A 19,505-nucleotide genomic window follows, 5' to 3' on the forward strand; every position below is an offset into this window, starting at 1 on the left:
AAACAGAAAGCGCAGCTTCGGCTGCGCTTTTGTCTTAGTGGCTGGCCGGCGCGGCTTCCGCGTCGACTTCGTCCGCGTCCTTCATCCGGCTGCGGTTCAGCACCCCGGCCTCATCCAGCACCGGATACGCCGCCGCGCAGAACAGCGAGTTCAGCCGCTTGAAATCGCTGATGATGTCCAGATGCAGCGAACTCGTCTCGATGCTCTCCGCCGTCTGCGCCGACACGCGCGTGAGGTGGCTGCGCGCGTAGCGTTTCTCCAGGTCGCGGAAGTGCGCCTTCTCCAGCATCAGCGTCTGGGCGCTGCGCAGGTCGCCCGTCAGGAACACCGACAGCGCAAGCTTGAGGTTGACGACCAGCCGCCCATGCATGTCCTCCAGCTCCTGCATGCCGGCCTCGGAAAACGCCAGCTTGTGCGCGATCTTCTTCTCGCGCACATCCTGCAGCAGGCGGTCGAGGATGTCGCCGGCGTGCTCAAGGTTGATCGTGAGCGAGATGATGTCAGCCCAGCGCTTGCCCTCGCGCGCATCGAGCGCCTCGTGGCTCAGCTGCGTGAGGTAGAGCTTGATGGCGGTGTACAGCGCGTCGACCTCGTCGTCGATGGCGCGGGTGGTCTGCAGCAGGCGCGCGTCGTTCGTCTTGAGCACGCGCAGGGTGTTGTCGAGCATGTGCTCGACGCGGTCGCCGATGCGCAGCACTTCGCGTGCGGCATTGCCCAGCGCCAACGTTGGCGTGGCCAGCGCCGAAGGATCGAGATAGCGCGGCGCGACGAGGTCGTCGATATGCGCGCCGCCCGGCAGGATGCGCGCGCACAGCCGGGCCATGTGGTCGGTCAGGCCGATCAGCAGCGCCGCCAGGGCCACGTTGAATACCACGTGGAACGCCACCACCATATGCTGCAGCGCCACCCCCGCATGCGGCGCGAGTTCGGCCAGCGTGCCGAGGAACGGCAGCGCCAGCGCCGCACCGAGCAGCCGCGACAGCAGGTTGCCGAGCGTGGCCCGGCGCGCCGCCTGGCTCGATGACGGCGTGGTCGCCAGCGCGGCCACGGCGCTGCCAATGTTGGCCCCCAGCACAATCGCAAACGCCACCTTGACCGACACCGCCGCCGACGTCGCCAGCGTTGCGCAGAACAGCACCACCGCCAGGCTCGAATAGCACAGCAGCGTGAGCACCGCCCCAATCAGCATGTTCAGGCCGGTGTCCGACGAGATGGAGCCAAGCAGCACGCGCAGCGCATTCGCTTCGACCATCGGACTCGAGGCCACGGAAATCAGCTCCAGCGCCATCATGATCAACCCGAGGCCGATCAGCACGCGCCCGAAGTGCCCGACCGGGCTGCCCTTGCGCGAGAGGTGCAGGATCACGCCGAAGAAGATCAGGAGCGGCGAAAGCCACGACAGGTCCAGCGCAAACACCTGGGCCATGATGGCCGTGCCCACGTTTGCGCCCAGCAGGATCGCCAGCGCCGCCGACACGCTCATCAGCCCTTGCGCGACAAACGCCCCGACGATGGTGGCCGTGGCATTGCTGCTCTGCACGAGACACGTCACCCCGATGCCCGCGAGCAGCGCGGAGAACCGGTTCGACACGCTTCGCGAGAGCAGGCGGCGCAGGTCGGCGCCGTACAGGCGCAGCATGCCGACCTTGACGGTCTGCGTGCCCCACACCAGCAGGGCCACGCCGGAAAGCAGTTTGAGCAGCGTATACATGGAAGTCCGTTGCGCTACTTGGTCAGCGCCACACGCAGGCCCAGTCCGATGAAGATGCAGCCGCTCACCCGATCGAGCCACAGCGACGCGCGCGGCGTGCGGCGCATCCAGCCGCCCAGCGCTGCCGCACACCAGCCGTACAGACTGAACACGACGACGGTCTGCGCCATGAACACGCCGCCCAGCAACAGCATCTGCAATGCAGCATGGCCGGCCTGCGCGTCAACGAACTGCGGCAGGAACACGACGAAGAAGAGCGTCACCTTCGGGTTGAGCACATTGGCGACCACGCTCTGACGGTACACGTGCCACAGGTCCGGCGCCGCCTGCGGTCCAGCATTCTTCAGGCCGACGCCACCCTTGCTGCGCAGCGCCTGCAGGCCCAGCCAGACCAGGTAAGCCGCGCCCAGCCAGCGGATCGCCTGAAATGCCAGCGGCGACGATTGCAGCACCGCAGCGAGCCCCAGCGCCGCAAGCGTCGTATGGAACAGGCAGCCGGACGCAAAGCCGGCCGCGGCTGCCAGCCCTGCCTTGCGGCCCTGGCTTGCGCCGCGCGCGATGACCTGCAGGTTGTCCGGCCCGGGCATCACGGTGATGGCAATGGAAGTCAGCAGGAACAGCACTACGTGTGGCATCGGCGTCTCTCGGCCAGATCGGAAAGGAACCGCGGAAAGGGTCCATGCTACTGCGCACGGCGGCAGAGCGTCATATTTTTGTCACATGAGCATACGCGGCGCAGGCATCGCCCGGGCGCGCTCAATGGCCGTCGAAGCGGCACACCGTAAAAAGCGGCAGCCCGCCTTCGATCAGCAGGCGCGACCCGCCCAGCTCTGGCAGGTCGACAATCGCCGCGCCCTCCACCACCGTCGCGCCCAGGCGCTCCAGCAGGCGCTTGCCGGCCATCATGGTGCCGCCCGTGGCGATCAGGTCGTCGATCAGCAGGACGCGGTCGCCGGGCTTGCAGGCATCGGCGTGAATTTCCACCGTGGCGCTGCCGTACTCGAGCATGTATTCCTCGGCCACCGTCGTGAACGGCAGCTTGCCCTTCTTCCGGATCGGCACGAAACCGAGGTTCAGCTCGTACGCGACGATCGAGCCGAGGATGAAGCCGCGCGCGTCGATGCCCGCCACCAGGCTCAGCCCCTGACCCATGTAGCGGTGCACGAACACATCCACCAGCACGCGCAGGCTCTTCGGGTCCTGCAGCAGCGGCGTGATGTCGCGAAACATCACCCCGGCCTGCGGCCAGTCCGGCACTGTGCGGATGCGGTCGCGCAGGTAGCGCGACACGTCGCCCAGCTCGGTAGACGCGGGAACGGACGACGGCGTCAGCAACGCCGCCTGAGGGTGCGGGACTTGGCTCATGGCAGAAGCAAAAAGCGGGGAAAACGTGGTCTGCGGTAATGGGCTACCACCCGGGCCGAATGGCGCCGAACCACAATGGGCAAACCGCAACCATACAGGAGACACGGCAATGGCTAAGAAAATTCTGATGCTGGTGGGCGACTACGTGGAGGACTACGAAGTCATGGTGCCCTTCCAGGCGCTGCAGGTGGTGGGCCACACCGTCCATGCCATCTGCCCCGACAAGAAGGCAGGTGACACCGTGGCCACCGCCGTCCACGACTTCGAAGGCGCGCAGACCTACTCCGAAAAGCCCGGCCACCGTTTCACGCTCAACGCCGGCTTTGCCGACGTCGATCCGGCCACGTACGACGCACTTCTCGTGCCCGGCGGCCGCGCCCCCGAATACCTGCGCCTGAACGCCCGCGTGCTGGAGATCGTCCGGCACTTCGCCCAGGCCGACAAACCCATCGCGGCCATCTGTCACGGCGCGCAGTTGCTGTCGGCGGCGGGCGTGCTGGAGGGCAAGGTGTGCTCGGCGTATCCGGCGTGTGGCCCTGAAGTCACGGCGGCGGGCGGCACCTTCAAGGACATCCCGGTCGACCAGGCCCATACCGACGGCAAGCTCGTCACGGCGCCCGCTTGGCCGGCGCATCCGGCCTGGCTTGCACAGTTTCTTGAAGTCCTGGGCACGCGGGTCCTACACTGATCCGGCTGCCCGCCGGTACCGGATCCGCGGGCGCCTTCAGGAGCCCCGGCCATGTGCGAAATCTTCATCCGCGCCAATCCTCACTCGTACGACAGCCTCGCGCGTTCGCTACGCCTGCATGGCGTGGCAACCAGCGTGCGGCTGGAGTGCCTGTTCTGGGAGGTGCTTGAAGAGATCGGCCAGCGTGACGGCCTGACGGTCAACCAGCTCATCAGCAAGCTCTACGACGAACTGCTGGAGCGGCGCGGCGAAGTGGCGAACTTTGCGTCGTTCCTGCGCGTCTGCTGCCTGCGCTACCTGATGCTGCAGCAGGAGGGCCGTATTCCGGCTGACACACGGGTGTCGATCCGCTCGCTCGATGCCGCGGCAGTGCTCGACGGGCTGCCGCCCAGCATGGCCGATGCGCCACCGCCGCGCCGCTCGCGTGGGCCGCTGCTGGAAGCGCTCACCAAATAGGCGGCCCGGCCTTCAGCGCGGCGAGAGGCGCTCCTCCGCCAGTTGCAGCCCTTCCGGCGTGCCCCGCAGCACGACGATGTCGCCCTGTTCCAGCACGGTATCGGGCTCCGGATCGAGTGCGCGAATCCCCTGCCGCCGGATCGCCGTCACGGAAGTCTTGAACGTCTCCAGCCCCATCGTGCCGAGCTTGCGGCCAATGGCGGGCGAGCCTTCGACCAGCGGCACCGAATGCAGCCGCACGGCCTCGCGCTCGAGCATGTCTTCTTCGTCGTCCTGGCCGTGGAAGTAGCCGCGCAGCAGGCTGTAGCGCGCGTCGCGCATCTCCTGGGCACGCCGCACCACGCGGCGCAGCGGCACGCCGAGCAGCACCAGCGCGTGCGAGGCCAGCATGAGGCTGCCTTCGATGATCTCCGGGACGACCTCAGTGGCGCCGGCCTGCTGCAGGCGGTCCAGGTCGGCATCGTCAATGGTGCGCACGATCACGGGTAGCGTGGGCTCCAACGCCTGCACATGGTGCAGCACTTTCAGCGCCGAGGGCGTATCGGCATACGTGATGGCCACCGCCGCCGCGCGGTGGATACCGGCCGCCACCAGCGATTCGCGGCGCGCCGCATCGCCGTAGACCACGTGTTCGCCGGCCGCCGCGGCGTCGCGGACGCGGTCCGGGTCCAGATCCAGCGCCACGTAACCGATGCCTTCCTGCTCCAGCATGTGCGCCAGGTTCTGGCCGCTGCGCCCATAGCCGCAGATGATGACGTGGCCCTCGGTAGCGATGCTTTGCGCGGCGATCTTCGTCATCGCCAGCGATTGCATCAGCCAGTCCGTGCGCGAGAGCCGCATGGCGATCACGTCGCTGTACTGGATCAGGAACGGCGCCAGCAGCATCGACAGCAGCATCGCCGCCAGAATGGCCTGCCCGAGCAGCGGATCGATCAGCTTCATGCCGTCGATCTGGTTGAGCAGCACGAAGCCGAATTCACCGGCCTGCGCAAGCCCCAGCGCCGTGCGGATCGCCGCGCCGCCCCCGGAGCCGAACGCCCGCGCGAGCAACGCGATCAGCACGAACTTGAACAGCACCGGGCCCAGCACCAGGGCCAGCACGAGCCCCCAATGCTCGAGCACGACACGCGGGTCCAGCAGCATGCCCACTGTCACGAAGAACAGGCCGAGCAGCACGTCGCGGAACGGCTTGATGTCTTCTTCCACCTGCAGCTTGTACGGCGTTTCCGACACCAGCATGCCGGCCAGGAACGCACCCAGCGCCATCGACAGGCCCAGCCGCTCCGTGAGCGCCGCCATACCGAGCGTGACCAGCAGCAGGTTCAGCATGAAAAGCTCCTGCGAGCGGCGCGCCGCCACCAGGTGGAACCAGCGCGAGAGCAGCTTCTGCCCCAGGAACAGGATCAGCACCAGCGCCACGGTGATCTTCAGCGCGGCAATGGAAAGCGCCAGCGCCAGGTCTTTCGGGTTCTTCCCGAGCGACGGAATGACGATCAGCAGCAGCACCACCGCCAGGTCCTGGAACAGCAGCACGCTGATGATGTTGCGGCCGTGCTCCGTCTCCAGCTGCAGGCGCTCGGCCAGCATCTTTGAGACGATGGCCGTCGACGACATCGCCAGCGCGCCGCCCAGCGCCAGCCCTGCCTGCCACGACAGCGGATACCAGTACGACAGCAGCAGCGACACCGGAATCGTCAGCAGCATAGTCAGCACCACCTGCGACGCGCCCAGCCCCAGCACCAGCCGCCGCATCGAGCGCAGCTTGGAGAGGTTGAATTCCAGCCCGATCGAGAACATCAGGAACACCACCCCGAACTCGGCCAGGTAGCGCGTCTGGGCAGAATCGGACTCCAGCCCCGTCGCCTTCGGCCCGATCAGCACGCCCACCACCAGATAGGCCAGCATCGGCGGCAGCTGCAGCATGCGGAACAGCACCACGCCGATCACGGCGGCGGCCAACAAGACAAGAGTGAGCTCCAGCGGCGAATGCATGCGACGCGAAAAAACCAGGCGAAAGAGGTTGGACAGGGCGGCCGGATGCCGCGCATCAGAACGGTGCCGGCGACGCGCATGCCGCCAACAGCACGCGGCGCGCTGCAAGACCGATGCCAGATATAAACGAAGAACGCGATGCGCGGGACGCCGCAGAGCAAAAAATGACGGCGTGGCGACGGGACGGAAACGGGTCGGAAAGCGGATTGCCGCGGCGCAGCAAAACAGGGCGCCCGCACGCCCCGCTGCCCCCCGCAAGACCAGCCACGACGCGCCGGAAGCGGATCGTGGCTTATTGTTATACTTCGCCGCCATGATAGCGAATTTCAATCCCGATCGAGCGCTCGCGCTGGCGCAGCAGACCTTCGACATCGAAGCGCAAGCCGTGCTGGGCCTCAAATCCCAGGTGTCCGCCGACTTCGCGCGCGCGGTCGAGATGGTGCTCGGCTGCACCGGCCGCGTGGTCGTGTCCGGCATGGGCAAATCGGGCCACATCGCGCGCAAGATCGCCGCCACGCTGGCCTCGACCGGCACGCCGGCGTTTTTCGTGCACCCCGCCGAAGCCAGCCATGGCGACCTCGGCATGGTCACGCGTGACGACGTCTTCATCGGCTTCTCCAATTCCGGCGAGGTGTCGGAGCTCAACGCCATCCTGCCGCTCATCAAGCGGCTGGGCGCCAAGCTGATCGCCGTGACGGGCAACCCGCAGTCCTCGCTCGGCAAGCATGCGGATGTCGTGCTCAACTCGCACGTCGACGTCGAAGCCTGCCCGCTGAACCTCGCGCCCACCGCGAGCACCACCGCGCAGATCGCACTCGGTGACGCACTGGCCGTGGCGGTGCTCGACGCGCGCGGCTTCGGCGCAGACGACTTCGCCCGCTCGCACCCGGGCGGCTCGCTCGGCCGCAAGCTGCTCACGCACGTGCGCGACGTCATGCGCTCGGGCGACGCCATCCCGCGCGTGACCGAAGACACGCCGCTGTCGCAGGCGCTGATGGAAATCACCCGCAAGGGCATGGCGATGACCGCCGTGGTGGATGCGCAAGGCCGCGCGGTCGGCGTCTTCACCGACGGCGACCTGCGCCGCCTGCTCGAAACCCCGCGCGACTGGCGCACCGTGCCGATGCACGAAGTCATGCACCGCAATCCGCGCGCGATCGGTCCCGACCAGCTCGCCGTCGAAGCCGTCGAAGTGATGGAAACGCACCGCATCAACCAGCTCCTGGTCGTCGATGCCGCCGGGCTGCTCGTCGGTGCGCTGCACATCCACGACCTGACGCGCGCCAAGGTCATCTGAGGGACACCTTTCGCAGATGACCGCACCGGCCGATCCCGTCCACAGCAATATCGACGCGCGCTTTCCGCAGGCGATGGAACGCGCGGCGCGCGTGCGCCTGATGGTGTTCGACGTGGATGGCGTGCTCACGGATGGCCGCCTGCTGGTGGGCCCCGAGGGCGAAATCAGCAAGGCCTTCGACACGCTCGACGGCCATGGCATCAAGCTGCTGGCGCAGGCCGGCATCACGCCGGCCATCATCACCGGCCGGCAATCCGAGATCGTTGCCTGGCGCGCCGGGGAACTCGGCATCGAGCATCTGTACCAAGGCGTGGCCGACAAGCGCGAGGCGTTTGCCCATCTGCTGGCCGCGACCGAGCTGCGGCCGGCGGACGCCGGCTACATGGGCGACGACTGGCCCGACCTGCCCGTGATGACGCTGGCCGGTTTTGCGGCCTGCCCGGCCCAGGCGCACGCCGAACTGCGCAGCCGCGCACACTATGTCGCCCAGGCGACGGGCGGACGCGGCGCGGTGCGCGAAGTGGCCGACCTGATCCTCAAGGCGCAAGGCGCCTACGATGCCCTGCTGGCGCAACTGCTGCAGGCCCCGCAATCTTTCTGAGCCCATGGCCAGCGAACGCTCCCAACGCCTCGTCTCTTCCGTGCTGCAGCTCATGCTGCGCGGGCTGCCGATCCTGCTGATGGGGATCGTGTGCGGCATCACGTTCCTGCTCGTGCAGGTCAACACGCCGCAAACCGATGCCGCCGCCAATCAACCCAAGCGCCACACGCCCGACTACACGATGGACGGCGTCTCGGCCACCGCGCTGGATGAGACCGGCGCCACCAAATACCGCTTCACCGGCGTCCACATGAACCACTACGAGGACGACCTCACCTACGACGTCACGTACCCGGCGCTGCGCGTGTATGCGCCCGACCGCCCGCAGGTCACCGCCCGCGCCGACCTCGGCAAGATGAACGGCGAAGGCACCATCATCGACCTGTACAACAACGCCAAGGTGGTCCGTGCGCAGGGGCCGGACCCGCGCCAGGATCCGCTGATGACGGCCGCTTCAACGTACTTCCAGGTGCTGCTCAACGACGACATCGTGCGCACCGACAAGCCGGTCGAACTGCACCGCGGGCCGTCCGTCATGAACGCCAACGGCCTCGTCTTCAACAACGTGACGCGCCAAGTACAATTGCTGGGCAACGTGCGCGGCCGAATCGAGGGGCTGGGAGCGCCAAAGCAGTAAACTCCACGCCCGCACCTGACCGCGCCCATCGACCGCGCCCTTCTCCGACGTGATCTCCATGACCCACTCCTTCCGTGCCACCGGCCTGGCCATCGTGGCCGCGCTGCTGCTCCCGGCCCTGCCCGCCCACGCCGAGCGCGCCGACCGCGACAAGCCACTGGTGCTCGAAGCCGACAACGCCAGCTATGACGACCTGAAGCAGGTCTACCACCTGACCGGCAATGTCGTGCTGACCAAAGGCACCATGGTGCTGCGCTCCGACGCCGCCGAGCTGCGAACAGACCCCGAGGGCTACAACTACGCCGTGGCCACGTCCAAGCCGGGCAACCTGGCGTTCATCCGCCAGAAGCGCGACAACGTCGACGAATACATCCAGGGATGGGCTGAGCGCATCGAGTACGACGGCAAGCAGGAAATTTCCAAGCTGATCAGCCGCGCGCGCATGGAGCGCCTGCAAGGTGCCACGCAACTCGACGAGATCCGGGGCGCCGTCATCACGTACGACGGGCAGAAGGAGTTCTATACAGCCTCGGGCGGCGCCGAGAACGCCACTTCCGCCAACCCGTCGGGTCGCGTGCGGGCCATCCTGGCCCCGCGCACGAGCACGCCCGCTGCCAAGCCCTGATCCGTACCGCTGCCTCTCCTGTCTGCCTATGTCCGCCACCGCACTCGCCCCGAAAACCGTCGCGCCGCAGGCCACGACCTCCAGCACACTGGTGGTCCGCCATCTGAAGAAGCGCTACGGCACGCGCACGGTGGTCAAGGACGTATCGCTCGACGTGAAAAGCGGTGAGGTTGTCGGACTGCTCGGCCCGAACGGCGCGGGCAAGACGACCTCCTTCTACATGATCGTCGGGCTGGTGGCGCTGGACGCCGGCGACATCGTGCTCGACGGCCAGCATATCAGCCGCTTGCCGATTCACCAGCGCGCCCGCATGGGGCTGTCATACCTGCCGCAGGAAGCCTCCGTGTTCCGCAAGCTCAACGTGCAGGAGAACATCCGCGCCGTGCTCGAGCTGCAGGAGCAGGACGGCAAGAAGCTGTCGCAGGATGAGGTCAATCGCCGCCTGGACGCGCTGCTCGACGACCTGCAGATCGCGCACCTGCGCGACAACCCCGCGCTGTCGCTGTCGGGTGGCGAGCGACGCCGCGTGGAAATTGCCCGCGCGCTGGCCTCGTCGCCGCGTTTTATTCTTCTCGATGAACCGTTTGCGGGCGTGGATCCGATCGCCGTGGGCGAAATCCAGCGCATCGTGAGCTTCCTGAAGGACCGCAACATCGGCGTGCTGATCACCGATCACAACGTGCGCGAAACGCTCGGCATCTGCGATCACGCCTACATCATCAGCGAAGGTACCGTGCTGGCCGCCGGCCGCCCCGAGCAGATCATCGAAAACGAGGATGTGCGCAAAGTCTATCTGGGCGACAACTTCCGGATGTAAGCCGCGCCGCACGCTTACGTCGTGAGAGCGTACAGGGTGCGTGGTAAGGGCGCACCATAAAGCAAAATCCGTTCCATCGGGCGACTGTTGGGCATAGAATAGCCCGCATGAAACAGTCGCTCCAGCTTCGTCTCTCTCAGCATCTGGCGCTCACGCCGCCGTTGCAGCAGTCGATCCGGCTGCTGCAGTTGTCGACCATCGAACTCCAGCAGGAAGTCGAACAGGCTCTGACCGAAAACCCGCTGCTGGAGCGGGAAAACGAGTGGCTCGACACGTCCGCGCGCATCGGCGCAGATGGCTCCGTCAACGCGCTGCAAAGCAGCAGCGCCACACCGCTGCCCACCGAATCGCCACCGCCCGCGCCCAACGGCACGGACAGCACCGACGCTCCCGAAACCAGCTACGACAGCAGTGCCGACTTCGACAGCGATTACGGATCCGACCGCTCCGACTGGAGCCTCGACGACTTCGCCCGCAAGCCGCAATCGGACGAAGACGACCGCGCGCCCATGCAGCTGCGTGAAGCCGAGCCGACGCTGCGCGAATTCCTCATGGAGCAGCTCGCGCCGCTCAAGCTGTCGATGCGCGACAAGGGCCTCGTCATCTTCCTGATCGAATCGCTCGATGACGAAGGCTATCTCTCGGGCACACTCGACGAAATCCTCGCCGATCTGCCGTCGGAACTCGAGGTCGAACTCGACGAACTGCAAGCCGCGCTGCGCATGCTGCAGAGCTTCGATCCGCCCGGTATCGGCGCGCGCTCGGCCGCCGAATGCCTGTCGCTGCAGTTGCACCGGCTCGAATCACCGGCGAAGACGCTCGCGCTCACGATCGTCAATCACCATCTCGAACTGCTCGCCGCACGCGATTACACACGGCTGAAGAAGGCACTGTCCGTCGACGAGCCGGCGCTCAAGGCGGCACACGAGCTCATTCGTTCATTGGCGCCGTTTCCAGGGCATGCGTTCGGCCGCGCAGAGGCCGACTTTGTCGTGCCCGACGTCGTCGTGCGCAAGACCAGTGCGGGCTGGATGGCGCAGTTGAATCCCGAAGTGATGCCGCGTCTGCGCATCAACGACATGTACGCGCAGATCCTGCGCAGCAGCCGCGGTGAAGCCGGCGCCGCCAACCTGCAGCAGAAGCTGCAGGAAGCACGTTGGCTGATCAAGAACATCCAGCAGCGTTTCGATACGATCCTGCGTGTCTCGCAAGCCATTGTCGAGCGTCAAAAGAGCTTCTTCACGCACGGTGAAATCGCCATGCGGCCCTTGGTTTTGCGGGAAATAGCCGATACACTGGGTCTACACGAGTCCACGATCTCCCGTGTGACGACCAACAAGTACATGGCGACCCCCATGGGCACCTTCGAGCTGAAGTACTTCTTCGGCAGCCATGTATCGACGGAAACCGGCGGGGCTGCGTCATCCACTGCGATACGCGCGCTCATCAAGCAACTTGTAGGAGCCGAAGACCCGAAGAATCCTCTGTCCGATAGCAGAATTGCCGAGCTGTTAGGCGAACAAGGATTCGTGGTGGCCCGTCGGACGGTGGCCAAGTACCGCGAAGCCCTGAAGATCCCAGCAGTGAATCTGCGCAAGTCCTTATAGCCGCATCGCGGGCAGTTCCGGTGCGGCCCATCCGTGAGAAGGAGAACCGCTATGAACTTCAAACTCAGTGGACACCACCTGGACATCACGCCTGCGCTGCGTGAGTACGTGGAAACGAAACTGGAGCGTGTGATCAGGCACTTCGATCAGGTGATTGGCGTCAGCGTCCTGCTATCGGTCGATAACCACAAGGAGAAGGATCGTCGCCAGTACGCAGAAATCAACCTGCACCTCAAGGGCAAGGACGTCTTCGTCGAATCACACCATGAAGATCTCTATGCGGCCATCGATCTACTCGTCGACAAGCTCGACAGGCAGGTGATCAAGTACAAGGACCGTGTTCAAGGACACGACCGTGACAGCGTGAAGCATCAGGCCTTCCAGGCCGCGCAGATGCAGCAATAGCAAGACGGCATCATGAAGACCGCGCCCTGAGTCGGCGCGGTTTTTTTATGCCATGGTGCACCGCCGACGAATCCGATTGCATGGGAATTAAGTCGGGCTAAAATCTGAACAAAGTTTGAATGCTTGGCGTGGCGCGGTTTTTGGCGCGATGCTGGCAAGAAGAGCGCCGATGCCGGGCAAGCACTGCCGGCTCCGGTCAATTGCAGCCTTGGGGGATCAGCCTCTCTGCCCGGCACACCGCTGGTGCGCCGCACAAAGCCGCGTGACACGTGGTCTATAATGACCCGATTGTCCGCGCGCCAATTTGGTGCAGAGGGACGCCGCTCATTTCACGCATTGCACATGAATCGCTTGGCCAAACTGCTGCCGCCCGGGAACATCGCCCTCGACGTCAGCGTAACCAGCAAAAAGCGGGTATTCGAACAGGCCGGCCTGCTGTTCGAGAACAACCACGGCGTGGCACGCGCCGTCGTCACTGACAACCTGTTTGCGCGCGAGTCGCTGGGCTCCACGGGCCTCGGCGCCGGCGTAGCCATCCCGCACGGCCGAATCAAGGGGCTCAAGCAGCCGTTGGCGGCCTTCATGCGCCTGTCCGAGCCGGTGCCGTTCGAGTCGCCGGACGGCAAACCTGTCTCGCTGCTCATCTTCCTGCTGGTGCCCGAACAGGCCACGCAGCAGCACCTGGAAATCCTCTCCGAAATCGCCCAACTGCTGTCCGATCGCGACATGCGCGAAGGCCTCGCCACCCTGCCGTCGCCCGAGGCGATTCACCAGCTACTGACCGACTGGCGGCCTTGAGCGCGGCGCAATCGGCCTTCGCCTGACCGGGCAACCGATTGCGAACGCACCGTGCCCGCCCTGCCCTGCTATGGAACTGACCGGCGTCACCGCCCAATCGATCTTCGACGACAACGCAGCCGACCTGAAGCTGTCGTGGGTCGCCGGCCTGGAAGGCGCGGACCGCGCATTCGACGTGGATTTCGCCAAGGAGGCCACATCTGCGGCGGACCTGGTGGGGCACCTGAACCTCATCCACCCGAACCGCATCCAGGTACTCGGCAAGCCGGAGATCACGTACTACCAGCGCCTGTCGGAAGAAAACCGCAAGCGCCAGATGGGCGAACTGATCCTGCTGGAGCCGCCCTTCCTCGTCGTGGCAGACGGCGTGAACCCGCCGCCGGACCTCGAGCTGCGCTGCACGCGGTCGTCCACACCGCTGTTCACATCGCCGATTTCGTCGGCCGCCGTCATCGACCACCTGCGCCTGTACCTGTCGCGCATCTCCGCACCGCGCGTGACGATGCACGGGGTGTTTCTCGACATCCTCGGCATGGGTGTGCTGATCATGGGCGATTCGGGCCTGGGCAAGAGCGAACTCGGGCTGGAACTGATCTCGCGCGGTCACGGGCTCGTGGCCGACGATGCCGTCGATTTCGTGCGCCTGGGGCCCGACTTCATTGAAGGCCGTTGCCCGCCTCTGCTGCAGAACCTGCTGGAAGTGCGCGGCCTAGGCCTGCTCGACATCAAGACGATCTTTGGCGAGACAGCGGTGCGCCGCAAGATGAAGATCAAGCTGATCGTCCAGCTCGTGCGCCGCAACGATGGCGAGTTCGAGCGCCTGCCGCTCGATTCGCAGTACCTCGACGTCCTCGGCTTGCCGATCCACATGGTGAAGATCCAGGTGGCTGCCGGCCGCAACCTGGCCGTGCTGGTCGAAGCGGCCGTGCGCAACACCATCCTGCGCCTACGGGGCATCGACACGCTGCGCGATTTCATGGACCGCCAGCGCGCGGCCATGCAGGCCGAGGCCGCATCGCACTCGCCGCAGGGTCGGCTGCTTTAACGATGTCGAAACATAGTTTCGCAATAGGGCCGGTTTTACCCTAGTTTTGGTTGCGAAACGTCAACCCGACATGCGCCCTCCCCGTTGTGGGAAGGAATGCGCCGAGCACGCACGCGGCGGCGTTCATCGCGAGCGCGGCGGCCCTCTCCGCTCGCTCTTCTTTAGGCCACCCAAGGAGAATCCACGATGAAACAACTGATTGCCGCTTGCGCCCTGGCGCTCCCGTTCCTGGCCGGCCAGGCTTTCGCTCAGGCCAGCGCACCGGCTGCCGCTCCCGCCGCCAAGACGTCGCAGCAGGAACGCATGGCCGCCTGCTCGAAGGCCAACAAGGGCAAGAAGGGCGCTGAATACAAGAAGGCCCAGAGCGACTGCCTGTCTGGCAAGACGGACGCCCCGGCTGCCGCGCCGATGACCCAGCAGCAAAAGATGGCCGCGTGCGCAAAGGCCAACAAGGGCAAGAAGGGCGACGAGTACAAAAAGGCCCAGAGCGAGTGCCTCTCGAAGGGCTGAGCATCCGCTTAACCGTGCAGCAGAAAGGCGGCCGTGCAGGTCGCCTTTTTTTTCGGATCGCTGCTTTGCAACACAGGAATGCTATCCTCGCGGCATGCGGATCATTCTCATCACCGGTATGTCGGGCTCGGGGAAATCGGTCGCCCTGAACGTGCTCGAAGATGCAGGCTACTACTGCGTCGACAACCTGCCCGCCCAGTTCATTCCCGAGCTTGCGGGCTATCTCGCAGATCAGGGCTACACGCACCTGGGCGTGGCCACTGACATCCGCAGCCGCGAGTCGCTGCGCAAGGTCCCCGAAACGGTCACGCTGCTGCGCAAGGAACACGACGTGCGCATGCTGTTCCTGACGGCAAGCACCAACGCGCTCGTGCAGCGCTACTCCGAAACGCGCCGGCGTCATCCATTGTCGATTCGCAACGGCCGCCCGGACGTCCGGGATGCGCAGGCCGCGGCCAAGGGGATTGACACGTCGCTGGTTGAAGCCATCGAGATGGAGCGGGAGCTGCTGAGCCCCTTGGCCGACCCGGCGCACCGCATCGACACCAGCACGCTGCGCACCAACGCCCTGCGCGCGTACATCAAGGAATTCATCAGCGATGAGCCGCACGACATCACGCTGATGTTCGAATCGTTCGGCTTCAAGCATGGCGTGCCGACCGACGCCGACCTCGTCTTCGACGTGCGCTCGCTGCCCAACCCGTATTACGACACGCAGTTGCGCCCGCTCACGGGGCGTGACCAGCCCGTCATCGATTTCCTGCAGAGCCAGCCGATGGTGCTGGCAATGGCCGAAGACATTCGCGCCTACGTTGAAAAGTGGCTGCCGAGTTTCATCGCCGACAACCGCAGCTACCTGACCGTTGCCATCGGCTGCACGGGCGGCCAGCATCGCTCGGTGTACATCGCTGAAAGGCTTGCCACGTACTTCCGGGCGCATGGTAATGTGTTGGTCCGCCACCGCGAATTGGCCGTAGACGGCTGAGCCGCGCGCCACGCGCGCGGGCCGACGTCGCTTGGGTACGGCTCGCGCGGCGCCACGCGAAGATCTTGCCGCCGCCAGCCCAAAGCCAGTCCATGCAAGAAGACATCGCCCTCTCGCCGTTCTCGCCGCTGCCGCCGCTGCCGACCGAGCTGCCGCTGTTCCCGCTGCACACGGTGCTGTTTCCTGGCGGCCTGCTGCCTCTGCGCATCTTTGAAGCACGCTACATCGACATGGTGCGCACCTGCCTGCGCGATCAGACACCGTTTGGCGTATGCCTGATCGAGCACGGTAACGAAGTCGCCACCTCGGATGCGCCAACCATCCCCGTCAACGTCGGCTGCATCGCCCACATCATTGAATGCGACATGGAGCAGCTCGGCCTGCTGATGATCAAGGTGCGGGGCACGCAGCGCTTCAGGGTCCTGTCGTTCGAGACCACGGCCAACGGCCTGATGCGCGGGACCGTGGAGCCCCTGGGCGCTGATGTGGAAGACTGCAAGGGCGAGCTCTTCGACGATTGCGTGGGCGCCCTGCGCCGCATCATCACCACGCTGGGCGCGCGCGAAGATGGCAACCTCCCCATGATGGAACCGTACGACTGGAACAGGCCCAGTTGGGTCGCCAACCGGCTGTGCGAACTGCTGCCGGTGCCGCTCAAGGCCAAGCAGAGGCTGATGGAGCTGATGGACGCCGGCATGCGCATCGAGATCGTCCATCGCTACATGAAGCAGCACCACATCCTGTGATGCCGAACCGGCCGCGCTAGACGAGGCTCGGCTGCACCAACGTCTCGAGCGCCAGCTTGACCGGCGCAGGCAACCCCACCGAATTCAGCCGCGCGAGCGGAACCCAGCGCCAGTTGTCGTCCAGCGCTGCGGGCGTGGTGATCTGGGCGCGCAACAAGTGCATGTGCAGCCGGAAATGCGTGAAAGTGTGCGTAAGCGCGCCCGCACGCTCAACCGACGAGACATCCCCATAGCCCTGCGCCGCCTGGCGCACGGCCGCCACATCGAGCGGATGCGCATCGAGCGCATCGTCCATCTCGCCCACCAGCGGCAGCGACCACAACCCGCCCCAGATACCGCGCTGCGGCCGGCGCTGCAGCAGCACCGCATCGCCGTGGAGCGCAATGACCAGCGTGGCGGCACGCTCCGGTATGGCTTTGCGCGGGCGCGGCACGGGCAGCTCCATCACGCGGTCGGTACGGCGCGCTTCGCACAGCGATTCGAGCGGACAGGCGCGTTCGCCGGTCAGGCACGCGGGCTTGCCGCGGGTGCAGACCGTCGCCCCGAGGTCCATCAAGCCCTGCGTATACGGCTCAATGCCTTCTGCCGGCGGCAACACCGACTCAGCAATGCGCCACATCGTGTCTTCGACACGCTTGTCGCCAGGAAACCCGTCGATGCCGAACGCGCGCGCGAACACGCGCTTGACGTTGCCATCCAGGATGGCAGCGCGCACGCCATACGAAAACGCGGCGATGGCCGCAGCGGTCGAGCGGCCGATGCCAGGCAACGTCGCCAGCACCGCTGGATCGCGCGGAAAGACGCCGCCATGCTCGGCAACCACGATCTGCGCGCAGCGATGCAGATTGCGGGCGCGCGTGTAATAGCCGAGGCCCGCCCACGCGGCCATCACGTCGTCGGCGGGCGCGGCGGCGAGGGCCTGCACGGTCGGGAAGCGCTCGATGAAACGCGCGTAGTAGCCGAGCACCGCGCTCACCTGCGTCTGCTGCAGCATGATCTCGGACAGCCAGGTGCGATACGCGTCGCCGGTGTTTTGCCACGGCAGGTGGTGACGGCCGTAACGCTGCTGCCAGGCGATCACGCGTACGGCGAAATCATCGGGAAGCGGCGGTAGTGCGGGAGCAACTTGCGCGGTGCGTGGTGCGCGGCGGGCAGCGGTGGTCATGCGTGTGATGTCCAGGCGGCGCGCGGAAGATGCGCGCCGGCGGCGATCCTACCAGAACGAAAAAGGCGCCCGCAGGCGCCCTTCTCACGGTTTCCCCTCCGCATTACGCCGCAACGGATTGGCGCTCCAGCATCGTCCCTGCCGCCAGGATGCGGTCGGAGTACTGCGCAATCGTGCCGCTGCGTTCGTCCAGCGTATTGAGCAGTGCTTCGAGTTCGGCAATGCGCGTCTCGAGCGTGTCCGTCGCTTCATGGATGCGCTCGATCGAATCCACACGCTTGCGCAGCTGCTTCTGGTGATCGCGGACTTGCGCTTCGAGCGGTGTCATGACGGACTTCAGCCAGATCTCGATGTCGCGGTTCATGTCCTGGAAGGTATCCAGCACGCGGCTGGCCACGGTCGAGAACGCGCCATGCACGAGCTGCGGCTTCGGCCGCGTCAGGAAGCTGAACGCGCCGAAATGATTGTGCGCAAGCTGCAGCGTTTCCTTCAGGTCGGCGTCATAGCGGGTGCCCAGGAAGCGCAGCGGCGGCGACAGCGTAAAGCCGTGCTCGGCGTTGAACTTCTTGTACATGCCGTCGACCATCTGATGCAATTGGTCGATGCGAGCTGCCGCGTCGCGCACGAGGTCGGTCAGATGCGCGAAGAGCTTGTCCATGTCGTCGCGCAGGCCGCGCGAGAACACGCGCTCCTTCATCTTCTCGCGCGCTTCGCGCATGGTCGAGCGGATCTGCTTGAGCTGCATGCTCTTGATGATCTCGGCGCTGTGGCGGCCGAACACCGTGCGCAGCGCCTGGAACTTGGCGATGCTCTGCTCGAACTCTTCCTTCTCGCCCTGCACGCGCATGAGCATGTGCTTGACCATCGTGTGGTTCTTGCCGCGCAGGCCGCGCAGTTCGAACAGCTGCTCGACGATGTCGCGGCGGCGCATCTGCAGCAGTTGCTGCGCACCGGCGGCCATGTCCTTCACGGCCAGTTGCACCTGCTCGGTAACGATCTCCCGCCGCTGCGGGATCAGCTGATCCGACAGCACCGACTCCAGTTCCAGCAAGCGGCTCTTGGCGAGCAGAGCCGAATCGTGGCTGACCTTGGCCAGCAGCCCTTTCTGCGCCGACACCGGATACACGCGCTCGACATCGATATCGAGCACCTGTGCCGTGGTCATGATCTGGCGGCTGACTTCGCTCTCGACTTCCTCGTCGGTCTTGAGCGGATCCCACAGCCCATCGACCTTGTTCAGCACCGCGATGCAGCCCTTGCGCTGCCCACCGCCCACGTGCGAGCGCCACAGCTCCAGGTCGCTCTTGGTCACGCCGGCGTCCGCTGCCAGCACGAACACGACGACATGCGCATCCGGAATCAGGCGCAGCGTCAGTTCCGGCTCGGTACCGATGGCGTTCAGCCCCGGCGTATCCAGGATCACCAGCCCCTGCTTGAGCATGGGGTGCGGGAAATTGATGATCGCGTGCCGCCACTTCGACACTTCGACCGTGCCGGCGGCATCCACCGAAAACGCGGCGTCAGGATCGGCGTCGTTATAGAGGCCCAGCTGCTCGGCTTCTTCCTTGGGCACGCGCACGGTTTCCACCACATGGCGGAACGCTTCGAGCATGCCCTCGGGCGACGAGGGATCGAGCGGCACCGACAGCCAATGGCTTTCGGCATCGCGAAAGTCAGCGGTCGACGCATCGTGCAGGCGCGTCTCGATCGGCAGCAGACGGATCGACGGCGGATAGCTTTCGTCGTACATCAGCTCGGTCGGACACATCGTGGTCCGGCCCGCCGACGACGGCAGGATGCGGCGGCCAAAGTCCGCAAAGAAGATGGCGTTGATCAGCTCGCTCTTGCCGCGGGAGAACTCGGCAATGAAGGCGACCTTGAGCTTGTCGCTTCGCAGCACGCCCCGGATGCGCTGCGCACGCATGTCTGCCTGCGCGTCGTACAGCTCCTGGGCTTGCAGCCAGTCCTGGAATTCACCCACCGACTGCAGTACCGAAGCGCGCCACGCGCTGTATTGCTCGAACTGTGTGCTCAGCGTGTTGTTCATCGTTTTGT

The 19,505-nt window shown here is 65.6% G+C and carries 20 protein-coding genes; 14 read left to right on the forward strand and 6 right to left on the reverse strand.

Features of this window, described 5'->3' with window-relative positions:
- Positions 1–34: 34 nt before the first annotated feature.
- From KHN96_RS12620 to KHN96_RS12630, 3 genes are all read right to left on the reverse strand, one after another.
- Positions 35–1,711, reverse strand: coding sequence for a Na/Pi cotransporter family protein (locus KHN96_RS12620; protein ID WP_062739097.1), 1,677 nt, complete (start codon positions 1,709–1,711; stop codon positions 35–37).
- Positions 1,712–1,725: 14 nt separating this feature from the next.
- The gene (locus tag KHN96_RS12625; RefSeq protein WP_062739098.1) at positions 1,726–2,346 is read right to left on the reverse strand and encodes a LysE family translocator; all 621 of its coding nucleotides are present in this window, start codon (positions 2,344–2,346) and stop codon (positions 1,726–1,728) included.
- Positions 2,347–2,467: 121 nt separating this feature from the next.
- Positions 2,468–3,076, reverse strand: a complete 609-nt coding sequence (locus KHN96_RS12630; protein WP_045785742.1) for an adenine phosphoribosyltransferase — start codon at positions 3,074–3,076, stop codon at positions 2,468–2,470.
- 109 nt (positions 3,077–3,185) lie between these two features.
- Here KHN96_RS12630 and KHN96_RS12635 point away from each other — a divergent pair, with 109 nt between their 5' ends.
- Together KHN96_RS12635 and KHN96_RS12640 are read left to right on the forward strand one after the other, a co-directional pair.
- On the forward strand, positions 3,186–3,764 hold the full coding sequence (locus KHN96_RS12635; RefSeq protein ID WP_045785741.1) for a DJ-1/PfpI family protein: 579 nt from the start codon (positions 3,186–3,188) through the stop codon (positions 3,762–3,764).
- Positions 3,765–3,815: 51 nt separating this feature from the next.
- Positions 3,816–4,220 carry a ribbon-helix-helix domain-containing protein gene (locus tag KHN96_RS12640; RefSeq protein ID WP_045785740.1) on the forward strand — a complete coding sequence of 135 codons (405 nt, stop codon included), beginning with the start codon at positions 3,816–3,818 and terminating at the stop codon, positions 4,218–4,220.
- Between the two features lie 12 nt (positions 4,221–4,232).
- Here KHN96_RS12640 and KHN96_RS12645 read toward each other — a convergent pair whose 3' ends face one another.
- Positions 4,233–6,212, reverse strand: coding sequence for a monovalent cation:proton antiporter family protein (locus KHN96_RS12645; RefSeq protein WP_045787755.1), 1,980 nt, complete (start codon positions 6,210–6,212; stop codon positions 4,233–4,235).
- Between the two features lie 313 nt (positions 6,213–6,525).
- On the opposite strand from KHN96_RS12645, the gene KHN96_RS12650 reads away from it, so the two are divergent.
- The 12 genes from KHN96_RS12650 to KHN96_RS12705 all read left to right on the forward strand — a co-directional run bounded on the left by KHN96_RS12650 (position 6,526) and on the right by KHN96_RS12705 (position 16,285).
- The gene (locus tag KHN96_RS12650; protein ID WP_045785739.1) at positions 6,526–7,509 is read left to right on the forward strand and encodes a KpsF/GutQ family sugar-phosphate isomerase; all 984 of its coding nucleotides are present in this window, start codon (positions 6,526–6,528) and stop codon (positions 7,507–7,509) included.
- A 16-nt stretch (positions 7,510–7,525) separates the two neighbouring features.
- Positions 7,526–8,110, forward strand: a complete 585-nt coding sequence (locus tag KHN96_RS12655) for a KdsC family phosphatase (protein WP_062739099.1) — start codon at positions 7,526–7,528, stop codon at positions 8,108–8,110.
- Positions 8,111–8,114: 4 nt separating this feature from the next.
- A complete protein-coding gene (gene lptC / locus KHN96_RS12660; RefSeq protein ID WP_045785737.1) occupies positions 8,115–8,747 on the forward strand; it encodes an LPS export ABC transporter periplasmic protein LptC in 633 nt (210 codons plus the stop codon).
- A 58-nt stretch (positions 8,748–8,805) separates the two neighbouring features.
- Positions 8,806–9,372: a lipopolysaccharide transport periplasmic protein LptA gene (lptA, locus tag KHN96_RS12665; protein ID WP_062739100.1), complete on the forward strand. Its 567-nt coding sequence runs from the start codon at positions 8,806–8,808 to the stop codon at positions 9,370–9,372.
- A gap of 28 nt (positions 9,373–9,400) precedes the next feature.
- A complete protein-coding gene (gene lptB / locus KHN96_RS12670) occupies positions 9,401–10,189 on the forward strand; it encodes an LPS export ABC transporter ATP-binding protein (RefSeq protein ID WP_045785735.1) in 789 nt (262 codons plus the stop codon).
- A gap of 107 nt (positions 10,190–10,296) precedes the next feature.
- Positions 10,297–11,796 (forward strand): RNA polymerase factor sigma-54, encoded by a 1,500-nt coding sequence (locus tag KHN96_RS12675; RefSeq protein ID WP_211888719.1) that lies wholly within the window; start codon positions 10,297–10,299, stop codon positions 11,794–11,796.
- 51 nt (positions 11,797–11,847) lie between these two features.
- On the forward strand, positions 11,848–12,201 hold the full coding sequence (gene hpf, locus KHN96_RS12680) for a ribosome hibernation-promoting factor, HPF/YfiA family (protein WP_045785733.1): 354 nt from the start codon (positions 11,848–11,850) through the stop codon (positions 12,199–12,201).
- A 342-nt stretch (positions 12,202–12,543) separates the two neighbouring features.
- Positions 12,544–12,999: a PTS IIA-like nitrogen regulatory protein PtsN gene (ptsN, locus tag KHN96_RS12685; protein WP_004633390.1), complete on the forward strand. Its 456-nt coding sequence runs from the start codon at positions 12,544–12,546 to the stop codon at positions 12,997–12,999.
- A gap of 70 nt (positions 13,000–13,069) precedes the next feature.
- Positions 13,070–14,044 (forward strand): HPr(Ser) kinase/phosphatase, encoded by a 975-nt coding sequence (gene hprK, locus KHN96_RS12690; RefSeq protein ID WP_045785732.1) that lies wholly within the window; start codon positions 13,070–13,072, stop codon positions 14,042–14,044.
- 186 nt (positions 14,045–14,230) lie between these two features.
- The gene (locus KHN96_RS12695) at positions 14,231–14,554 is read left to right on the forward strand and encodes a PsiF family protein (protein WP_045785731.1); all 324 of its coding nucleotides are present in this window, start codon (positions 14,231–14,233) and stop codon (positions 14,552–14,554) included.
- A 94-nt stretch (positions 14,555–14,648) separates the two neighbouring features.
- Positions 14,649–15,539 carry an RNase adapter RapZ gene (gene rapZ, locus KHN96_RS12700; RefSeq protein ID WP_062739102.1) on the forward strand — a complete coding sequence of 297 codons (891 nt, stop codon included), beginning with the start codon at positions 14,649–14,651 and terminating at the stop codon, positions 15,537–15,539.
- Positions 15,540–15,631: 92 nt separating this feature from the next.
- On the forward strand, positions 15,632–16,285 hold the full coding sequence (locus KHN96_RS12705) for an LON peptidase substrate-binding domain-containing protein (RefSeq protein WP_045785729.1): 654 nt from the start codon (positions 15,632–15,634) through the stop codon (positions 16,283–16,285).
- A 16-nt stretch (positions 16,286–16,301) separates the two neighbouring features.
- Here the strand turns inward: KHN96_RS12705 and mutY are convergent, their stop codons facing one another.
- Complete coding sequence (gene mutY / locus KHN96_RS12710; RefSeq protein WP_062739103.1) at positions 16,302–17,450, reverse strand: A/G-specific adenine glycosylase; 1,149 nt, start codon at positions 17,448–17,450, stop codon at positions 16,302–16,304.
- Between the two features lie 103 nt (positions 17,451–17,553).
- Positions 17,554–19,497 carry a dynamin-like GTPase family protein gene (locus tag KHN96_RS12715; RefSeq protein ID WP_115044400.1) on the reverse strand — a complete coding sequence of 648 codons (1,944 nt, stop codon included), beginning with the start codon at positions 19,495–19,497 and terminating at the stop codon, positions 17,554–17,556.
- Positions 19,498–19,505: the final 8 nt, after the last annotated feature.

Source organism: Ralstonia mannitolilytica (assembly GCF_905397375.1).
Classification (GTDB): domain Bacteria; phylum Pseudomonadota; class Gammaproteobacteria; order Burkholderiales; family Burkholderiaceae; genus Ralstonia; species Ralstonia mannitolilytica.

Bases quoted from the DNA above. Each gene is read 5' to 3' on its own strand.
- KHN96_RS12630 (WP_045785742.1), bottom strand. From the start codon at position 3,076: ATGAGCCAAGTCCCGCACCCTCAGGCGGCGTTGCTGACGCCGTCGTCC.
- KHN96_RS12640 (WP_045785740.1), top strand. From the start codon at position 3,816: ATGTGCGAAATCTTCATCCGCGCCAATCCTCACTCGTACGACAGCCTC.
- hpf (WP_045785733.1), top strand. From the start codon at position 11,848: ATGAACTTCAAACTCAGTGGACACCACCTGGACATCACGCCTGCGCTG.
- KHN96_RS12675 (WP_211888719.1), top strand. From the start codon at position 10,297: ATGAAACAGTCGCTCCAGCTTCGTCTCTCTCAGCATCTGGCGCTCACG.
- KHN96_RS12620 (WP_062739097.1), bottom strand. From the start codon at position 1,711: ATGTATACGCTGCTCAAACTGCTTTCCGGCGTGGCCCTGCTGGTGTGG.
- ptsN (WP_004633390.1), top strand. From the start codon at position 12,544: ATGAATCGCTTGGCCAAACTGCTGCCGCCCGGGAACATCGCCCTCGAC.
- rapZ (WP_062739102.1), top strand. From the start codon at position 14,649: ATGCGGATCATTCTCATCACCGGTATGTCGGGCTCGGGGAAATCGGTC.
- KHN96_RS12625 (WP_062739098.1), bottom strand. From the start codon at position 2,346: ATGCCACACGTAGTGCTGTTCCTGCTGACTTCCATTGCCATCACCGTG.
- KHN96_RS12650 (WP_045785739.1), top strand. From the start codon at position 6,526: ATGATAGCGAATTTCAATCCCGATCGAGCGCTCGCGCTGGCGCAGCAG.
- lptC (WP_045785737.1), top strand. From the start codon at position 8,115: ATGGCCAGCGAACGCTCCCAACGCCTCGTCTCTTCCGTGCTGCAGCTC.
- KHN96_RS12705 (WP_045785729.1), top strand. From the start codon at position 15,632: ATGCAAGAAGACATCGCCCTCTCGCCGTTCTCGCCGCTGCCGCCGCTG.
- KHN96_RS12695 (WP_045785731.1), top strand. From the start codon at position 14,231: ATGAAACAACTGATTGCCGCTTGCGCCCTGGCGCTCCCGTTCCTGGCC.
- KHN96_RS12655 (WP_062739099.1), top strand. From the start codon at position 7,526: ATGACCGCACCGGCCGATCCCGTCCACAGCAATATCGACGCGCGCTTT.
- KHN96_RS12635 (WP_045785741.1), top strand. From the start codon at position 3,186: ATGGCTAAGAAAATTCTGATGCTGGTGGGCGACTACGTGGAGGACTAC.
- KHN96_RS12645 (WP_045787755.1), bottom strand. From the start codon at position 6,212: ATGCATTCGCCGCTGGAGCTCACTCTTGTCTTGTTGGCCGCCGCCGTG.
- lptA (WP_062739100.1), top strand. From the start codon at position 8,806: ATGACCCACTCCTTCCGTGCCACCGGCCTGGCCATCGTGGCCGCGCTG.
- lptB (WP_045785735.1), top strand. From the start codon at position 9,401: ATGTCCGCCACCGCACTCGCCCCGAAAACCGTCGCGCCGCAGGCCACG.
- hprK (WP_045785732.1), top strand. From the start codon at position 13,070: ATGGAACTGACCGGCGTCACCGCCCAATCGATCTTCGACGACAACGCA.
- mutY (WP_062739103.1), bottom strand. From the start codon at position 17,450: ATGACCACCGCTGCCCGCCGCGCACCACGCACCGCGCAAGTTGCTCCC.
- KHN96_RS12715 (WP_115044400.1), bottom strand. From the start codon at position 19,497: ATGAACAACACGCTGAGCACACAGTTCGAGCAATACAGCGCGTGGCGC.